The organism is Streptomyces sp. NBC_00012, assembly GCF_045040875.1.
Lineage (GTDB): Bacteria > Actinomycetota > Actinomycetes > Streptomycetales > Streptomycetaceae > Streptomyces.
In genome coordinates this window covers 784667-800397 of sequence record NZ_CP108310.1, presented here as the reverse complement: position 1 = coordinate 800397, position 15731 = coordinate 784667, and the positions used below count along the sequence as shown (strand labels likewise).

15 protein-coding genes are annotated in these 15731 nt (G+C 71.7%); 7 read left to right on the top strand and 8 right to left on the bottom strand.

Annotated elements, in window-relative coordinates; all coding sequences use genetic code 11:
- Positions 1–166: 166 nt before the first annotated feature.
- Both OHA19_RS43155 and OHA19_RS43150 read left to right on the top strand, forming a co-directional pair.
- Positions 167–952, top strand: a complete 786-nt coding sequence (locus tag OHA19_RS43155) for an ABC transporter ATP-binding protein (RefSeq protein WP_331749255.1) — start codon at positions 167–169, stop codon at positions 950–952.
- A complete protein-coding gene (locus OHA19_RS43150) occupies positions 952–3519 on the top strand; it encodes an FtsX-like permease family protein (RefSeq protein WP_331750681.1) in 2568 nt (855 codons plus the stop codon). Before OHA19_RS43155 ends, OHA19_RS43150 begins: the two co-directional genes overlap by 1 nt.
- A 241-nt stretch (positions 3520–3760) precedes the next feature.
- On the opposite strand, the gene OHA19_RS43145 is transcribed toward OHA19_RS43150, so the two are convergent.
- Complete coding sequence (locus OHA19_RS43145) at positions 3761–4771, bottom strand: TauD/TfdA family dioxygenase (RefSeq protein ID WP_331754554.1); 1011 nt, start codon at positions 4769–4771, stop codon at positions 3761–3763.
- A gap of 242 nt (positions 4772–5013) precedes the next feature.
- On the opposite strand from OHA19_RS43145, the gene OHA19_RS43140 reads away from it, so the two are divergent.
- Positions 5014–5853: a 4'-phosphopantetheinyl transferase superfamily protein gene (locus OHA19_RS43140; protein ID WP_331754551.1), complete on the top strand. Its 840-nt coding sequence runs from the start codon at positions 5014–5016 to the stop codon at positions 5851–5853.
- On the top strand, positions 5850–6560 hold the full coding sequence (locus tag OHA19_RS43135) for a hypothetical protein (RefSeq protein ID WP_331749260.1): 711 nt from the start codon (positions 5850–5852) through the stop codon (positions 6558–6560). The genes OHA19_RS43140 and OHA19_RS43135 overlap by 4 nt, the downstream gene beginning before the upstream one ends.
- A 35-nt stretch (positions 6561–6595) precedes the next feature.
- Here OHA19_RS43135 and OHA19_RS43130 read toward each other — a convergent pair whose 3' ends face one another.
- On the bottom strand, positions 6596–8437 hold the full coding sequence (locus OHA19_RS43130) for a BTAD domain-containing putative transcriptional regulator (RefSeq protein WP_331754549.1): 1842 nt from the start codon (positions 8435–8437) through the stop codon (positions 6596–6598).
- A gap of 220 nt (positions 8438–8657) precedes the next feature.
- Between OHA19_RS43130 and OHA19_RS43125 the strand changes: the two genes are divergently transcribed.
- The gene (locus OHA19_RS43125; protein WP_331754548.1) at positions 8658–9311 is read left to right on the top strand and encodes a cutinase family protein; all 654 of its coding nucleotides are present in this window, start codon (positions 8658–8660) and stop codon (positions 9309–9311) included.
- A gap of 83 nt (positions 9312–9394) precedes the next feature.
- On the opposite strand, the gene OHA19_RS43120 is transcribed toward OHA19_RS43125, so the two are convergent.
- From OHA19_RS43120 to OHA19_RS43110, 3 genes are all read right to left on the bottom strand, one after another.
- Complete coding sequence (locus OHA19_RS43120) at positions 9395–10459, bottom strand: BTAD domain-containing putative transcriptional regulator (RefSeq protein ID WP_331749266.1); 1065 nt, start codon at positions 10457–10459, stop codon at positions 9395–9397.
- 276 nt (positions 10460–10735) lie between these two features.
- A complete protein-coding gene (locus OHA19_RS43115; protein WP_331749272.1) occupies positions 10736–11557 on the bottom strand; it encodes an ABC transporter permease in 822 nt (273 codons plus the stop codon).
- Positions 11554–12531 (bottom strand): ATP-binding cassette domain-containing protein, encoded by a 978-nt coding sequence (locus OHA19_RS43110; RefSeq protein ID WP_331754547.1) that lies wholly within the window; start codon positions 12529–12531, stop codon positions 11554–11556. The genes OHA19_RS43115 and OHA19_RS43110 overlap by 4 nt, the downstream gene beginning before the upstream one ends.
- 90 nt (positions 12532–12621) lie before the next feature.
- Here OHA19_RS43110 and OHA19_RS43105 point away from each other — a divergent pair, with 90 nt between their 5' ends.
- On the top strand, positions 12622–13437 hold the full coding sequence (locus OHA19_RS43105; protein ID WP_331749279.1) for a TetR/AcrR family transcriptional regulator: 816 nt from the start codon (positions 12622–12624) through the stop codon (positions 13435–13437).
- Positions 13438–13582: 145 nt separating this feature from the next.
- Entirely contained in the window at positions 13583–14245 is a 663-nt protein-coding gene (locus OHA19_RS43100) for a lysophospholipid acyltransferase family protein (protein ID WP_331749282.1), read from the top strand.
- 63 nt (positions 14246–14308) lie between these two features.
- Here the strand turns inward: OHA19_RS43100 and OHA19_RS43095 are convergent, their stop codons facing one another.
- From OHA19_RS43095 to OHA19_RS43085, 3 genes are all read right to left on the bottom strand, one after another.
- Entirely contained in the window at positions 14309–14977 is a 669-nt protein-coding gene (locus OHA19_RS43095) for a TOPRIM nucleotidyl transferase/hydrolase domain-containing protein (RefSeq protein ID WP_331749285.1), read from the bottom strand.
- A gap of 12 nt (positions 14978–14989) precedes the next feature.
- Complete coding sequence (locus OHA19_RS43090) at positions 14990–15175, bottom strand: hypothetical protein (protein WP_331749288.1); 186 nt, start codon at positions 15173–15175, stop codon at positions 14990–14992.
- A 127-nt stretch (positions 15176–15302) separates the two neighbouring features.
- A complete protein-coding gene (locus OHA19_RS43085; RefSeq protein WP_331749292.1) occupies positions 15303–15569 on the bottom strand; it encodes a hypothetical protein in 267 nt (88 codons plus the stop codon).
- Between the last annotated feature and the right edge of the window lie 162 nt (positions 15570–15731).

The window sequence follows — 15731 nt, the reverse complement described above, 5'->3', positions numbered from 1 at the left end:
GACTGCCACCGCGGCGGCCGGTGGCGAATGCCTGGTCAACTGCCTCAAAAAGCCCCGAAATAGATCGAATATAGAAGTACGGACCACGCTCGACCCGATGCCATATACGCTCGAAAACCATCCCCTTGAGCCCCGGAACCGCACTACGGAGAGGACAGGTCGCAACATGGTGACCGAGACGAGCCGCCCTTCACTCGACAACGGCTACAACACGGTCAACCGGGGGCACGCCCTTCGTCTGGCCGACGTGACCAAGGTGTACGGCAAGAACGGCCGCGGCGTGCGTGCCCTGGACGGGGTCTCCGTGGGGATCGAGCGAGGCTCCTTCACCGCGGTGATGGGCCCGTCGGGCTCCGGCAAGTCGACGTTCCTGCACTGCGCGGCCGGCCTCGACAAGCCGACCACCGGTCAGTCCTACATCGGTGACACCCAGCTCAACGACATGAACGAGACCCAGCTGACGAAGCTGCGCCGCCAGCGCATCGGCTTCGTCTTCCAGGCGTTCAACCTCATCCCGTCCCTGTCGGTCCGTCAGAACGTCGAGCTGCCCCTGCGCCTCGCCGGCGAGAGCCTCGACAAGAACTGGCTCGACGAGATCCTCGGCCGCGTCGGCCTGGGCGGCCGGGCCGCCCACCGGCCCGCCGAGCTCTCCGGCGGCCAGCAGCAGCGCGTCGCCATCGCCCGCGCTCTCATCACCCGGCCCGACGTCATCTTCGGCGACGAGCCGACCGGCGCCCTCGACACCGTGACCGCCAAGGAGATCCTCTCCCTGCTGCGCGACTGCGTGAACGAGACCGGCCAGACCGTCGTCATGGTCACCCACGACCCGGTGGCCGCCTCGTACGCCGACACCGTCCTCTTCCTGGCCGACGGCAAGATCGCCGGAAAGATGGACTCCCCGACCGCCGACCTCGTCGCCGAGCGCATGACACACCTGGGAGCGTGGGCCTGATGCTGCGCTACGCACTGCAGACGCTCAAGGCCAGGAAGGGCGGCTTCATCGGCGCCTTCCTCGCCCTGTTCTGCGCCGCCGCCCTGGTCACCGCCTGCGGCATCCTCCTGGAGACCGGTCTGCGCGGCACCATCGCCACCGAGCGCTACGCCGCCGCACCGGTCATCGTCGGCGCCGACCAGAACGTCCACCAGACGACCATCAAGAAGAAGAAAGGCAAGGTCAAGGAGAAGCACAAGGCGAAGCCGCTGGCCGAGCGGGTCTGGCTGCCCGAGGGCACCACCGAGACCCTCGCGGCGTTACCCGGTGTCCGCAAGGCGGTGCCCGAGACGAACTTCCCGGCGTACGCGGTCGGCCCCCAGGGCCAGATCGTGCCGGGCATCGACGGCAAGCCGTCCTACGGCCACGCCTGGTCCTCCGCCGCGCTGACCCCGTTCGAGCTGACCGACGGCAAGGCACCCGCGGGCGCCACCGAGGTCGTCCTCGACCGGGAACTCGCGGCCCGCACCGGCCTCAGGACCGGCAGCAGCCTCGTCGTCCAGTCGACCGGTGCCCCGACGACGTACAAGGTCAGCGGCATCGCCGCGGCGAAGGGCGGCGACCTGCACCAGCAGACCTCGCTGTTCTTCTCCGACGAGACCGCCCGCGACCTCTCCGGACGGGCCGGCCAGGTCGCGACCGTCGGCCTGCTGCCCAAGCCCGGCGTCTCCGCGGGCGAACTCGCGGACCAGGCCGAGAAGGCCCTCGCCGGCGACGGCCGCAAGTACGCCATCGCCACCGGTGGCGAGCGCGGCCCCATCGAGTTCCTCGACGCGGGCAAGGCCCGGGTCAAGCTCGTCTCCATGGGCGGCGCCATGGGCGGTACGTCGCTGCTCGTCGCGATCCTCGTCGTCGTCGGCACCTTCGCGCTCTCCATCCAGCAGCGCTACCGCGAACTCGCCCTGCTGCGCGCCATCGCCGCCACCCCCAAGCAGGTCCGTCAGCTGATCGGCCGCGAGGCCCTGATCATCGGCGGCCTCGCGGGCGCCCTCGGCTCGGTCGTGGGCCTGCCCATCGCGTACTGGCTGCACAGCAAGTTCATCGACTTCAAGGCCATCCCCGACACCCTCGAACTCACCTTCAGCTTCGTGCCGTTCACCGCCGCCGTCGGCGCGGCCCTGCTCGGGGCGTGGGTCGCGGCCCGCATCTCCGCCCGCCGCACCGCCCGCATCCGCCCGGCAGAGGCCCTGTCCGAGGCGGCCATGGAACAGCGCCACTTCGCGTGGGGACGGCTCGGCGTCGGGATGCTCGTCCTGGCCCTCGGCATCGGTGTGGTCGTCCTGCTGGGCTTCCTGCGCACCGAGCCGGCCTCGCAGCCCGTCACGTTCCTGTCCGTCGTGGTCCTCGCCGTCGCGGTCTCGCTGCTGGGCCCGGTCATCGCCCGCATCGCCGTCGCGATCCTCGGGATCCCGCTGAAGTTCTCGCGCGTTGGCGGCCACCTCGCGACCGCTAACGCCCGCGCCAACGCCAAGCGGATGGCCGCGGCCGTCACCCCACTGGTCCTGCTCATCGGCATGGCCTGCACCGTCCTGTTCGTGCAGACCACGATGGGCGACGCCGCCTCGGCCCAGGCCAAGGCGGGCAACAAGGCCGACTGGGTGGTCGCCTCGAACGGCCCCGGGGTCCCCGCCGAGGCGACGGACGCGCTGCGCGCCGTGCCGGGCGTCACCCAGGTCACCGAGATCGTCCGGACCCAGGTCCGCGTCGGCCTCGACAAGTACCCGGCGCAGGGCATCTCCGCGCAGGGCCTCACCACGAACTGGGACCCGGACGTCTCCCGGGGCAGCCTCAAGGGCTTCGGGGACAAGAGCATCGCGATGAGCGACGTCTCCGCCGACCACCTCGGCAAGAAGCCCGGCGACACGCTCAAGGTGACGCTCGGCGACTCCACCGTGGTCCGGCTGAAGGTCGCCGCCGTCTACGAACGTGGCCTCGGCTTCGGCGACCTGACCATGTCGCACGACCTGGTCGCCCAGCACGTCGACAATCCGCTCGCCTCCTCCGTCCTGGTCAAGACGGCCGGCGACGGCAAGGCGGGCCGTGAGCAGCTGACCGGTGCACTCAAGCGCTTCCCGGGCATCGGCGTCCTCGACCGCACCCAGGTCGACGACGTACAGGCCGAGGTCCAGCAGTCCAACGCCGAGGTCAACTACCTCGCGATGGGCCTGATCATCGCGTTCACCGCGATCGCCGTGGTGAACACCCTGGCCATGTCGGTATCGGACCGCACCCGCGAGTTCGCCCTGCTGCGGCTCGTCGGCACGACCCGCCGTCAGGTGATGTCGATGCTCAGGATCGAGACCGCGCTGATCGTCCTGGTCGCCGCGGTGCTCGGCACGGCCATCTCGCTCGCGGTGCTCACCGCCTTCAGCGTCGGGATGACGGGCGCCGCCCGGCCGTCCATCGACCTACCGATGTTCCTCGGGGTCCTCGGCTTCGCCGCGGTGCTCACCGCGGTGGCGACGCTGGTCCCCGGCCGTTTCGCGCTCGGCGGCCGCCCGGCGGACGTCATCAGCGCCCGTCAGTAGGTCGAAGCTTCACATCAACACCAAAGGGGTGTACGGGAGTTCAGCTCCCGTGCACCCCTGACTGCTGCACGCGTGCGCCGCATGCGAACGGTCTCGGCGGCGTCCGTGGATTCCCGTCGTACGCCCGGAGGGCGTCGTGGGCCGGGCGGTACTCCACGGACACCGCCGAGGGGCCGGCCCCGTGCGGGGGCCGGCCCCTCGGCCTGCCTGGCGGATACGGACGTCGCGTGCGTGGCCCCGCTCAGCCGAGGACCGCGCCGTTGCCCGCCCGGTCCACCCGGCTGCGCCGGTGGTCCAGGTGCGCGTACACCCGGTGCAGCCAGCGGTCCGCACCGTCGTAGGCCGGAGTGAACGACGTCCGGCCGTGCACCGCGAGGCGGTTGTCGACGACGGCCAGGTCGCCGACGCGCAGCGACAGCGCCGACATCGTCTCCATGAACGCGTCCCGCAGCTCGGCCATGGCATGCCGGGCCTCGTCGTCCAGCGGATGGGTGGCGGAGAAGTCCACCAGCACATTGGGGTCCTCCGGGTCGCCGTTCAGCACCGCGTGGGCGGGCGTCACGCTGTCCAGGGTGCCGAAGGACGGCGGCGGCTCGGTCAGGAACCGCGGCTCGGACAGTACCGCTCGCGCCTTCTCGGAGAGCAGCGGCAGCGCGCGGCGGATGGAGGACGTGCACAGCTTCGCATCGCCCGTCGGGTCCTCCCGCACACACAGCAGACCCACGAAGTCCGGGCGGTTGTCGTGGAATGCGTTCTCGATGTGGAGTTCGAGGAGAACGGAACCCGCATTGCTCTGCGAGGACTCGCTCCCCGGAACGGGAACGACATTCTGTACGAGCGCACCGGTCTTTTCGTTACGGAATGCTATGACCTCTCCGAGATGCAGCATCGCGGTGGTGATGACGGAAGCAGCGACCGTGGGAAGACGCTCCACGGACCCCTTCACGGCCGGCGTCGGAAGCAGCGGGGCGTCCGCCACCACCGGCAGGTTGCGCAGCAGCAGGACTCCGTCGGGGCCCGCGTCGTGACGGAACGCGCGCAGCGCCGACAGCAGCCTGCGCGGCAGCTGTACGGAGGCCTCGCGCGCGGCGTCCAGCCAGCGGAGATCGTCGATCCTGCCGTCCGCGAGCCCCTTCGGGGTCAGCTGCTCGGCGACGGCGACGAGTGCGTTCTGCTCGGCCTCCGTCAGCTCCACGACGGTGCCGGCCGCTGCTGCCGAAAGCGGCAGGGAAAGCGTATGGGTCTCGGACATGTGGACATCCTCGGGTCGCTCGGAAATTACCGGCCCAGTCTCCGAGGAAGTGCTATCGCGGCCCTACGGGGAATTCGGACTCAGGCGTATGCCCGGACGCATATAGACGGCCCGTAGGCGCCGGGCGGACGATCGCACCGTGGCATTTCTGTCCGCACGGTCGGCCGGGCGGAGGAACCGGAGGCCACGGGAAACACGAGAGGTCGACAAGGCCTCGAAGGAATGAGGAATGGGGGCAGTCCATGGCGTTCGTACACGGAACACCGAAGAGCACCGGGACCCAGCGGCCTTCCCGGGCAGCGCCCGGGACACCGGATCTCGCCGGCGCGGCCCACGTCTGGTGGTGGCAGCCGCCGCAGCGGGTCGTCCCGGACGACCTGGCGCTGCTCGGCACCGACGAATTCCACCGCGCACTCACCCTGCTGGCCGAGCGGGACGTGGCCGCCTTCGTGCACACGAGGGCCGGGGCGCGCCGTGCGCTGTCCGAACTACTGCTCGTGGCACCGCAGTCCATCGAGCTGGGCCGGCGCCGGTGCCCCGGCTGCGGGGACCTCGGGCACGGCCCGCCGGTGATCGAACACCCCGAGGTGCCGTGGGCGATCAGCATGTCCCGCACCGCGGGGTGCGGTGTCTTCGCGCTCGGTGAAGGCCACGCCATCGGAGTCGACGTCGAGGCCGTACGGCCCATGCGCCAGCCCTCGCTGTACGACTCGGTGCTGACCGACAACGAACGCGCCCACCTGGTGTCGCTGCCGCCCGGACCGGCACGCGACGCCGGGTTCCACCGTGTCTGGACGCGCAAGGAGGCCGTCGTGAAGGCGGCCGGTCTGGGACTGGTGGGCACCGCGCTGAACCAGCTGGAGACCTGGCCGGCCCGTCACGGACCGGTCCGCGTACTGCACACGCACTCCGGCCGCACCACCGTCTGGTCGGTCCAGGACCTGCGGCTCGACGACCGGGTGGCCGCTGCCATCGCCCGCCCGCCCGGCGGCGCTCCGCCCGGTCCCGTTCACATCCACTCCGTACTCGGCCCGCCGGACGAAGCCGATGGGCCCGACACCGAAGGAAGCCGACCGTCATGACGACGCATCCCCTGGAGACCGCCCCGGTGGCACCGACCGTTCCAACTCCCCTGGCCGCCCGCGCCGATCGGCCCGGGTTCGGCGGACTCGCCCGACGAGCCGGCGAACTCGCCGGAGCCGATGAACTCACCGACCGCAGCCCGCGCACCGACAGTCCCGGGAGACTCGAAGACGACCTCGGGAGGTTGGACGACGACCTCGGGGAGCTCGAGGACAACCTCGGGGAACTCGAAGACATCCTCGGGGAGCTCGACGACACCGGACTGACCGGATACTTCGCCGAGCTCGCCGCCGCCGTCGAGCAGGCGGACCCCGGGCCCGCCGCACGCGGCGGCTGGGAGGAGCGCGAACGCGTCCGGGTCTCCGTCTGGGTGCGTGCCGCCTATGAACACCCCTTGTCCGCCGCGGTGTTCGGCCGCCCCGGCGGCCCGGTCGCCCATGAGGTGCGGGCCGCCCAGGCCGCCGAGCTCGGCTTCCGTATCGACGTCGGCCGGGGTCGCGCCGTACCGGCCAAGCCCTCCGCCGAGGTCCGGGCCGTCGCCGCGGTCGCCGCGATGTGGGCGGTCACCGCGACCGCCTTCGGCCCCGCCGCCCGGCCGCCCCGCGAACGCGTCGTCGCCGACGCGTGGACCGTGGTCCGCGAGACCATCGCCCCCGCGCTCGTCCCCGAGATCCCGACGTACTCCTGGACCCGCGGAACGTGGTGACACCACGGACGACGGAGACTTCCCGGCCACCGCGGTCATCCGACCGCGGTGGCGCTGTCGCGCTCGGCGGGCGAACGCCGGGCTGTGACGACCGGTCCGACGGCCGCCGGGTCCAGCGACGCCGCGTACAGGAGAACCAGCTCATGGCACCGGTACAGCGGCAGTCCCTCGGGATCGAGCCCCGAGAGGTCGAGCAGCGCGGTGTCCACCAGCGACTCCAGTACCCGCTCGGCCCGGTCCTCCGACACCGCGAGCCGCACCGAGGCGTCCCGGGCCGAGAACGGCTCCGTACCGGCACCGGACAAGGCCCGGAGCGCTGACGGGCCCCCGGCGGCCATGCGCCGTACCGACGGCAACAGCGCAGCCCGCACATCCAGATCGCCGAAGGACAGCTCGGCGAGCCGCTCCGCCGGATCGGCGAGCCGCTCCGCGAACCGGCGTGCCGGCCACGACGGCCGCGCCGCGAGCCGGGCGCCCACCACGGCCAGCGCCAACGGCAGCCCCCCGCAGTACGCGACCAGGTCGTCGGCGGAATCCGGGTCGTCCCTCAGCCGCTCCTCACCGGCCGCCGCGGCCAGCATCGCCAGGGACTCGTCGTCGTCCAGCGGCGCGAGGGCCACGGTGTCCGCCCCGGCCACCCGGGCCAGCCGGGCCCGGCTGGTGATCAGCACGGCGGCCTGCGGGCTCGCGGGCAGCAGCGGCGCCACCTGGAGGTCGCCGACCGCGTCGTCGAGGACGACGAGGAGCCGCTTGCCGGAGGTCCGCGCACGGTAGAGCCGGACCAGCTCGTCGCGGTCGAGGGCGAGCGGGGAGTTCCCGTCGAGACCGGGCTCGCCCAGCGCCCGCAGCAACCGCACCAGCACCTCGCCGGCGTCCTTGGGCGTACCGTCCTGATGGCACAGCTCGGCGTAGAGCTGACCGTCGGGGAAATGACCGGTGCTCTCCTCGGCGGCCCGTACGGCGAGCGCCGTCTTGCCCACCCCGGCCATCCCGGTCACCAGCAGGCGCCGGGGCCGGTTCGTCCCGGCCGCCAACCGCGAGGTCAGCAGGGACAGTTCCGCGGACCGGCCGACGAAGCCGCCCTCGGCGGCCGGAAGCATGGTGGGTACATCGGACCGCCCCCGCGCTGCCCCTGCACCTCGCAACCCCAACTCCCCGCCCAGCACGGCCTGGTACGTCGCCCCGAGCACCTCGCCCGGGTCCACCCCCAGCTGATCGACGAGCACCTTGCGTCCCTCGTAGTACGTCTGGAGGGCATCGGCCTGCCGCCCGCACCGGTACAGCGCGGTCATCAGCTGGGCACGCAGCCGCTCCCGCACCGGATGCTCGGCGACCAGACCCGTCAGCTCGGCCGTCACCTGCTCGTGCATGCCCAGCGCGAGATCCGCCTCGATACGGTTTTCCAGCGCCAGCATCCGCGCCTCCTCCAGCTGCGGCAGCTCCGCCTCCAGAAGGAACTCGGTCACGTTCGACAGCGCCGGACCGCGCCACCACCCCAGCGCTTCGGTCAGCAGCGCCTGAGCGTCGGCGTGACGCCGCTCCCGCAGCGCCTCACGGCCGAGCCGGTCGAGCCGCTCGAACTCGACGACGTCGATCCGGGCCCCGGGCGCCCGCAGTACGTACCCCGGCTGCCGCCGGACGATCTCGACCTCGTCACCGAGCAGCTTGCGCAGCCGCGACATGTATGTGTAGATCTGCGCGCTCGCGGTGACGGGCGGGTCCCACCCCCACAGCAGCGCGCCGAGTCTGGAGTCCGAGACGACCCGCCCGTGTGCGAGCAGCATCGCGGCAAGGACCGTGTGCACCTTGGAACCGGACAGCGCGATCCAGTCTCCGTCACGCCGGGCCTCCACCGGCCCGAGAATCCGGAAGTCCATGCGGCAAACCCCTTTCAGGTCTGAGCCTCCTGCATGGCATCCGAAGTTAGGCGGCGCCCTTATCCATGGGTTATCGCCATCGGCCGGACGCCGATACCGCCCGCCGGAGCCGGGTTTCATCGTGATGTCATCGGCCGCTGCCACAGTCTGCTTGGACCCGGGCCGACCGCGTACCGCACCGGAATGCGGCCGCGTCGGCCAACCACATGGGGAGGACGTAATGCGAACAAGAAGGATCGCGGCCGCGGCGGCCGGTCTGCTGATGACGGCCGGGCTGTCGGTGGCACAGGGGACCACGGCACAGGCGGCAGCGCCGTGCGAGGGCACCTACACGATCGTGGTCGGGGGCACCGGCAGCTCCTGGAACAACGACGGCTTCACCGGCAACATCCAGCAGCACGTCGGGTACCCCACCCAGATCCCCAACGGCGCGAGCGCCCGCGCGGGCGTCAACGAGCTGAACCGGCTGGTCCGCGACCAGCGCGCGGCGTGCCCCGGCCAGCACGTCAAGATGGCCGGATACTCCCTGGGCGCCGCGGTGGTGCACATCTGGGTCACCGAGAACTGGCAGACGTTCGACAACGTCAATGCCATCCTCATCGCGGACCCCAAGCGCCAGGGCAACCCCGGTGCCAACGGGGGATCCGTGCCGTTCGGCGGAATCGTCGGCGCACCGCTCGCCGGAGCCGACAAGTTCTTCGGCAACGTGCCCGTCAAGACCATCTGTCACTGGGACTACGTCTGCGACGAGTCCGCCGGCATCTGGACGTACCCGAACAACCACGTCAAGAACTACCCCGAAGACTTCAACATGGACCACCACAACGACAGCGCCAACGAGCAGTGGTACAACGGCGCCTGGTACCCCGCGTAACCACGGACGCTCCTCACCACCTGTCGACGGCCGGGACGACGGCCACCGACAGGTGGTGAGTCACTGCCGACGTCCCGGTCCGGTCACCGCGCGGTGCCGCCGGTCCCGGGACCGAGGCCGGCCTCGTCCCCGCTCAGAATCATCCGGCACGTCAGCCGCAGCATCCGACTGGGACGAACCCCCAGGTCATCGGCGAGACGCCGGCGGGCGCGATCGAACACGGCCACCGCGTCGGCCTGCCGGCCGTCACGGCAGAGCGCACGCATCAGCATCGCCACCACCGACTCGTTCAGGGGGTGCGCCGCGAGGAGGGCGGACAGCTCGGCGATCGCCTCGGAGTGCCGGCCCAGCCGCAGCTGCCACTCCGACTTCCGCTGCACGACGGCGATCCTGCGCTCGGTGAGCCGCAGCCGCTCCAGCTCGGCGAACGGCCCGGGCAGACCGGCCAGAGGCTCCCCGCGAAACAGCTCCAGCGCCCGGGAACACAGACGGACCGCCTCGGCCGCCTCGCCCGCCCGGTCGGCCGCCGCGGCTTCGGTGACCAGCGCTTCCATACGCGCCACGTCCACCTCGACCCCGCCGGCGGCCAGCCGGTAGCCGCACCGGCCGTGCTCGATCACCGGGTCGGGGCCGTCCCCGGGGCGCAGCGTCTTGCGCAACCGGTAGATGGACACCGGCACCACATTCGTGACCGGCGGCTCCATCCCCCACACCCCGTCGAGCAGCTCCTGCTGACTGACCGCCCGCCCCGCGCACAGCGCCAGCGCCGCCAGTACGGCCTGCTGGCGCAGATGTCCCGGATCCAGGGTCCGGCCGCCCCGCCGCACCTCCAGCGGCCCGAGCACGGAGATCTCCACCTTCGGCCCGCCCGCCGCCCGCAGCACCGGGCCCGCCGCCTGCGGGCGGGGGCCGCAACCGGGTACGACCAGGCCGCAGTCGAAGGCGTGGACGATGGCGGCGGCCCGGTCGCGCAGCCCGAGCTTCACGAGGATCCGCGCCAGGTGCCCGGCCACTGCGTCCTCGGGCACGGCGAGAGCGGCAGCGATCTCGTCGTCCCGCAGACCGCAGCCGACCGCGTGGAGCACCCTTCGCTCCTGACGCCCGAGCGGTGCGGAGGTCGGCCGGCGGGTCGTGACGGTCGTCGGCATCGCTGCTCCACGGGCTACGGGCTGGTCGTTCTGGCGGGCGCCGTCGAAAAGGTAGTGGCGCGGGCGCCGGACGAGACATCCGGAACGATCCGGAGTGACACGTACGAGGGCGGCCGGGGTCTTTCGTTCCAGGCGTGGACGCCCCCGGCGTCGCTGACGTCCGTCCTCACGGGGACGTCCAGCAGTTCACCCCACCAGCGGGCCGACGCCCCGGGGTCCGGGGCGAAGGTCATCACGGTACGTACGCTGTTGAACAAGACCCACCTCCACCGGCGATCATCGGCTGAGCCGCTGGAACCGCCGTACCGCCAGGGGCAGGAAGACCGCCGTCAGCAGCACCGGCCACACCACCGCCATCAGCAGCGCGTGCTGCTCGATCCAGGAGTCGCCGCCGCCGACCGGTGTGCCGAACAGTTCCCGGGTGGCGGCGGACGTGGAGGAGATGGGGTTCCAGGCCGCTGCCCAGCCCAGCCAGCCGGGCATGAGCTGCGGGGCGACGAAGATGCTGGAGACCATCGTCAGGGGGAACGCCACCGCGAACAGACCGCCCGCCGCCTCGGGGTTGGGCACGAGCAGCCCGAGCCACACCCCGATCCAGATCAGCGCGAACCTGAGCCACAGCAGCAGTCCGAACGCGGCCAGGAAGCCCCAGCCCCCGTCCGGCCGCCAGCCCATGGCGGCCGCGGTGAGCATCATGATCCCCAGCTCGGCGCAGGCGACCAGGAGATCGGTGACGCCACGCCCGGCCACCACCGCGGAGGAGGCCATCGGCATCGAGCGGAAGCGGTCGATGACGCCCTTGGTGGAGTCGTGCACGATGATGGTCGCGGTGTTGATGAAGCCGAACGCCATCGTCATCGCGAACATGCCGGGCATCAGGAAGTCCTTGTAGTCCCCGCCGCCTGGCACGGTCATCGCACTGCCGAAGACGTACCCGTAGAGGAGGACGGAGAGGATCGGGAAGCCGAGCTGCCAGGCGATGTTGACGGGCTGGCGCCGGTAGTGGGTCAGGCCGCGGCGGACGAGGTTGCCGCAGTCGGCGAACAGCCAGTACAGCCGCCCGCGGCCGTGCGTCCCGGTCAGGTCGGTAGCGCTCACGCCGCCGCCTCCTTCTGCTTCTCGGCCCGGTGTCCGGTCAGGCGCAGGAACACGTCGTCGAGGCTCGGCCTGCGCAGTCCGATGTCCTCGACCCGGACGCCCTCGTCCTGGAGGGCGCGTGCCACCTCGGTCAGGGCGGCCACCCGGTCGGTGACCGGGGCGTACACCCGCAATCCGTCCTCGTCGGTCCCGGGTTCGCCCTCGCAGACCCGGGCGACCGTCTTCACCACCTGGGGAAGCTCGGCCCGCTCGGCGACCACGACCTCGATGCGGTCGCCGCCGACCAGATCCTTCAGCCCGTCCGGAGTGTCGTCGGCGATGGACCGGCCCTCGTCGACGACCGTGATGCGGGAGGCCAGCCTGTCGGCCTCCTCCAGGTACTGCGTGGTCAGCAGCACGGTCGTGCCGCTCGCGACCAGGGCCCGGACGGACTCCCAGACCTCGCCCCGGCCGCGGGGGTCCAGCCCGGTCGTCGGCTCGTCCAGGAAGAGCACGGGCGGGGCGAGGATCATCGAGGCGGCGAGGTCGAGGCGGCGCCGCATGCCGCCGCTGTACTTGCCGACGCCCCGGTCGGCGGCCTCGGTCAGGTCGAACTGCTCCAGCAGCTCCACGGCCCGTGACCGGGCCCGCCGGCCGCCCAGGTGGAACAGCCGGCCGAACATCTCCAGGTTCTGCCGGCCGGTCAGCACCTCGTCCACGGCCGCGTACTGTCCGGTCAGCCCGATCCGCCCGCGCACCGCGTGCGCCCGCCGAGTGACATCCAGGCCGGCCACCTCCGCCCGGCCGCCGTCCAGCCGCAGCAGCGTGGCCAGGATGCGCACGGCGGTGGTCTTGCCGGCGCCGTTCGGCCCGAGCAGGCCGTGCACGGTGCCTTCACGGACGGTCAGGTCGAAGCCGTCCAGGGCTCGTTTCTGGCCGTACCGCTTTTCGAGACCCTCGGCCCGTACCGCGTAACCGCCGCTTCTGCCGCTCATGGGTACCCCCTTCCACTCTCTGACTGGGTACACCGTACCCGATTGTGCGTACACCGTACTCGGTTTTTCGCCCGGACCTAAACTGCTGTCATGACGAGCAGTACGCAGACCAGTGGCAGCGGCGACATCAACCGGACCCTCGAACTGCTGTGGGACACAGGCAGGCGGCCAAGCCGGGGCCCCAAGCCGGGCCTGACCCTGGAGCGGATCGTGGCGGCCGCCGTCGACGTCGCCGACCGGGACGGGCTCGGCGCGGTCTCGATGCGCAGGATCGCCATGGAGCTCGGCACCGGGACGATGTCCCTGTACCGGTACGTCCCCGGCAAGGGTGAGCTGCTCGACCTGATGCTGGACCGCGTCCAGCGCGTGTCCGGCGACCCGGCCGACTCCGGCGACGGCGACCTCGACGGCGGATGGCGCTCGGCCCTCCAGGCCCTGGGCCACGCCACTCGCGCCCTCTACCGCCGCCACCCCTGGCTGCTGGAGGTCAACCAGTCCCGCCCCATCCTCGGCCCGAACGCGCTCGACGGCATGGAGAAGGCGCTCACCCTGATCAGGCCGATGGGCCTGTCCGACCCCGAACTGGTGTCGGTGATCATCCTGATCGACGGGTACGTGGTGGGGGCCGCCCGCACGCAGGTGTACGAGGAGGAGGCCGAGCGCACGTCCGGTGTGACGGACGCGAAGTTCTGGGAGGCCCAGCAGCCCTTCCTGGAGAAGGCCATGGCCAGCGGGCGCTATCCCGTCATGGCCTCCTTGCCCGAGGCAGCCTTCGGCACCGGCTTCGACCACTTCGAGTTCGGCCTCCAGCGCATCCTGGACGGGCTGGAGGCGCTCGTGGCGGCGCGCAACGATCCGGCGGCCGGTTCCGCCGCCGGCCCGGCCGCGCCGGAACAGCCCTCGTAGCCCGCACCCGGCAGGCGCCGGCCGAGAAATTCGTAGCCCGCACCCGGCAGCCCGGCCGAGAAAGATGAGTACGACGACTCACGCCCCGGACGGGATCAGGTCCCGACGATGAAGGCCGACATCGCCGAGACCCGGGAGACCCTTCGTGCTCAGCCGCATCGCCGACGTCCTGGTGCCCGCCGTCGGCCACCTGACGGTGACCACCGACCCCGGCGCCGAAATCGCGCCCGGCAGCATCATCGCCGCCAACCACACGTCCTTGGCCGATCCCGCGATCGTGACCGCCGCCCTGCACCGCCTCGGCGTCGAGCCGGTCATCATGGCGGCCGCGGGGCTGTGGCGCGTCCCGCTGCTCGGCCGTGCGCTCGCCCGCGAAGGGCACATCCCCGTCATACGCGGAGACCGCCGCGCCGCGGCCGCGCTGGACGCCGCGGCAGAGGCCCTGGAGCAGGGACGGCTGGTCCTCATCTACGCCGAAGGGGGCCTGCCCCGCCGCAGGGACGCCGCGGAAGCGGCACCCGGCACCTTCCGCAGCGGCCTGGCCAGGCTCGCCGAACGCACCGGCGCCCCTGTCGTACCCGTGGGCCAGGCAGGCGCCCGCCGGATCACCTCGGGCAGCGCCGCCAAGCAGCTCGCCGGCCTGGTCACGGCCCCTCTGCGCCGACCGGGCCTTCATGTGCACGTGGGCGCGCCGCTGGAGTTGACCGGCGACCGCGCCACCCGCACGGCACGGGCCCGGACCGCGGTGACCACCGCGTGGCGGACGGCGGCCGCCCACCTGCGCGAGCCCGCCGCGCTCGCCGCGTAGCGCTGCTCCCGCGGGCTTCGCGGACCCGGCAGTTCCGACCCGCGAGACGCGGAAACCGGCAGTTCAGCTCACGGAAACATGCGCGAGCAGGCGGTCCAACGGCCTCGGTACCCGGGCGAGTTCCAGGGCATCGACGAGCGATCGCGCGTACTGGCTCTTCCGGCCGCTGATGGTGCCCATGAAGCGCCGCAGCTGGTGCTCGACCATCCGCTCCCGCTGGGCGGGCTGTTTCTGGAAGATACGGAACGCCCGCAGATCGCCCTGGGCCTCGATGACCTGTTGTACGGCGGCGGCACCGAGCGAGCGGATCAGTTCCTCTTCCAGATCGGCGACGCACACATGGAAACCGAGCGGCTCCATGCCGGCGCGGGAGAGGCCGTGGCCGAGACCTGCTCGCTCGAGTGCGCGTGAGAAGTGGCTCTCCTCCCCGGCGTCGCACAGGCCCGCCAGCCCGATGCCGAGCCCCTGAGGGCCCAGCAGATCCAGGAACCTGCCGATGCTGGTCGCACCTCCGAGCGGGATGACCGCGATGCCTTCGGCACCGAGGGCCCGGCCGTGACGGGCGGCCAGCGTGTCGAGCGCGACCCGGTCGCTGACCCCTTCCACGAGTACGGCCGTGTGCAGAGCGGTACCGCCGGCCAGCTCGCGTGCGGCCGAAGCAGCCGCTGGAGCCCCCGCACCCCCGGCCGCCCACTCCACAACCGCCCTGCAGAACCGCTCTGTTGCATCCATGGGCCCAGTCTCTCAGCCCGGCCGGTCGGGCCGGGGCCGGCCGCACGTCTGCCCGGGGTATTGCCAGTCGGCGGTCGACACGACGGTCGTTGTGTCCGTGACGGTGGGTACGGGTGCCGCGTGGGCGGTGGACAGTGTGGCTCCGGTCAGCAGGGCGGCGCCCATCACGGCGCCGGCGAGCACGAGTCGAGTACGCATGTTTCTCCCTCGGATCGAAGTAACGGGCGGCGAAGCCGCAGATGCCACCAACGGTGGCGTCGCGGCCTCACCGCCCGCCGCTGTTACGGAGCAGGGGTTCGCGCCTCGGATCTGCTCCGGTGTCGGCCTACGACGCGTCGTTCACCCAGAGCTGCCACTTGCCGCTGCTCGACTGCTTGCAGTCCCACTGGGAGTAGGCGGAGTTCACGCCGTCGTCGTAGCACGCCTGGTGGCTGCCGTAGGTGCCGACGTAGATCCACGAGTCGGCGATCGGCGCGACGGTCGTTGTGTCCGTGACGGTGGGTACGGGTGCCGCGTGGGCGGTGGAGAGTGTGGCTCCGGTCAGCAGGGCGGCGCCCATCACGGCGCCGGCGAGCACGAGTCGAGTACGCATGATTCTCCCTCGGATCGAAGAGGTGCTGTCGGAACGATCCTCCGAGCGGGAGCAGCTGAGGGGAACGGATGTCGACCGTCCCGGACATGTCCCGGACGGCCCCCCGACCGTGGCGGATCGTGGTCAGGGGCTGACACCCAGCCGCTTTCCATCCGGCCCCGG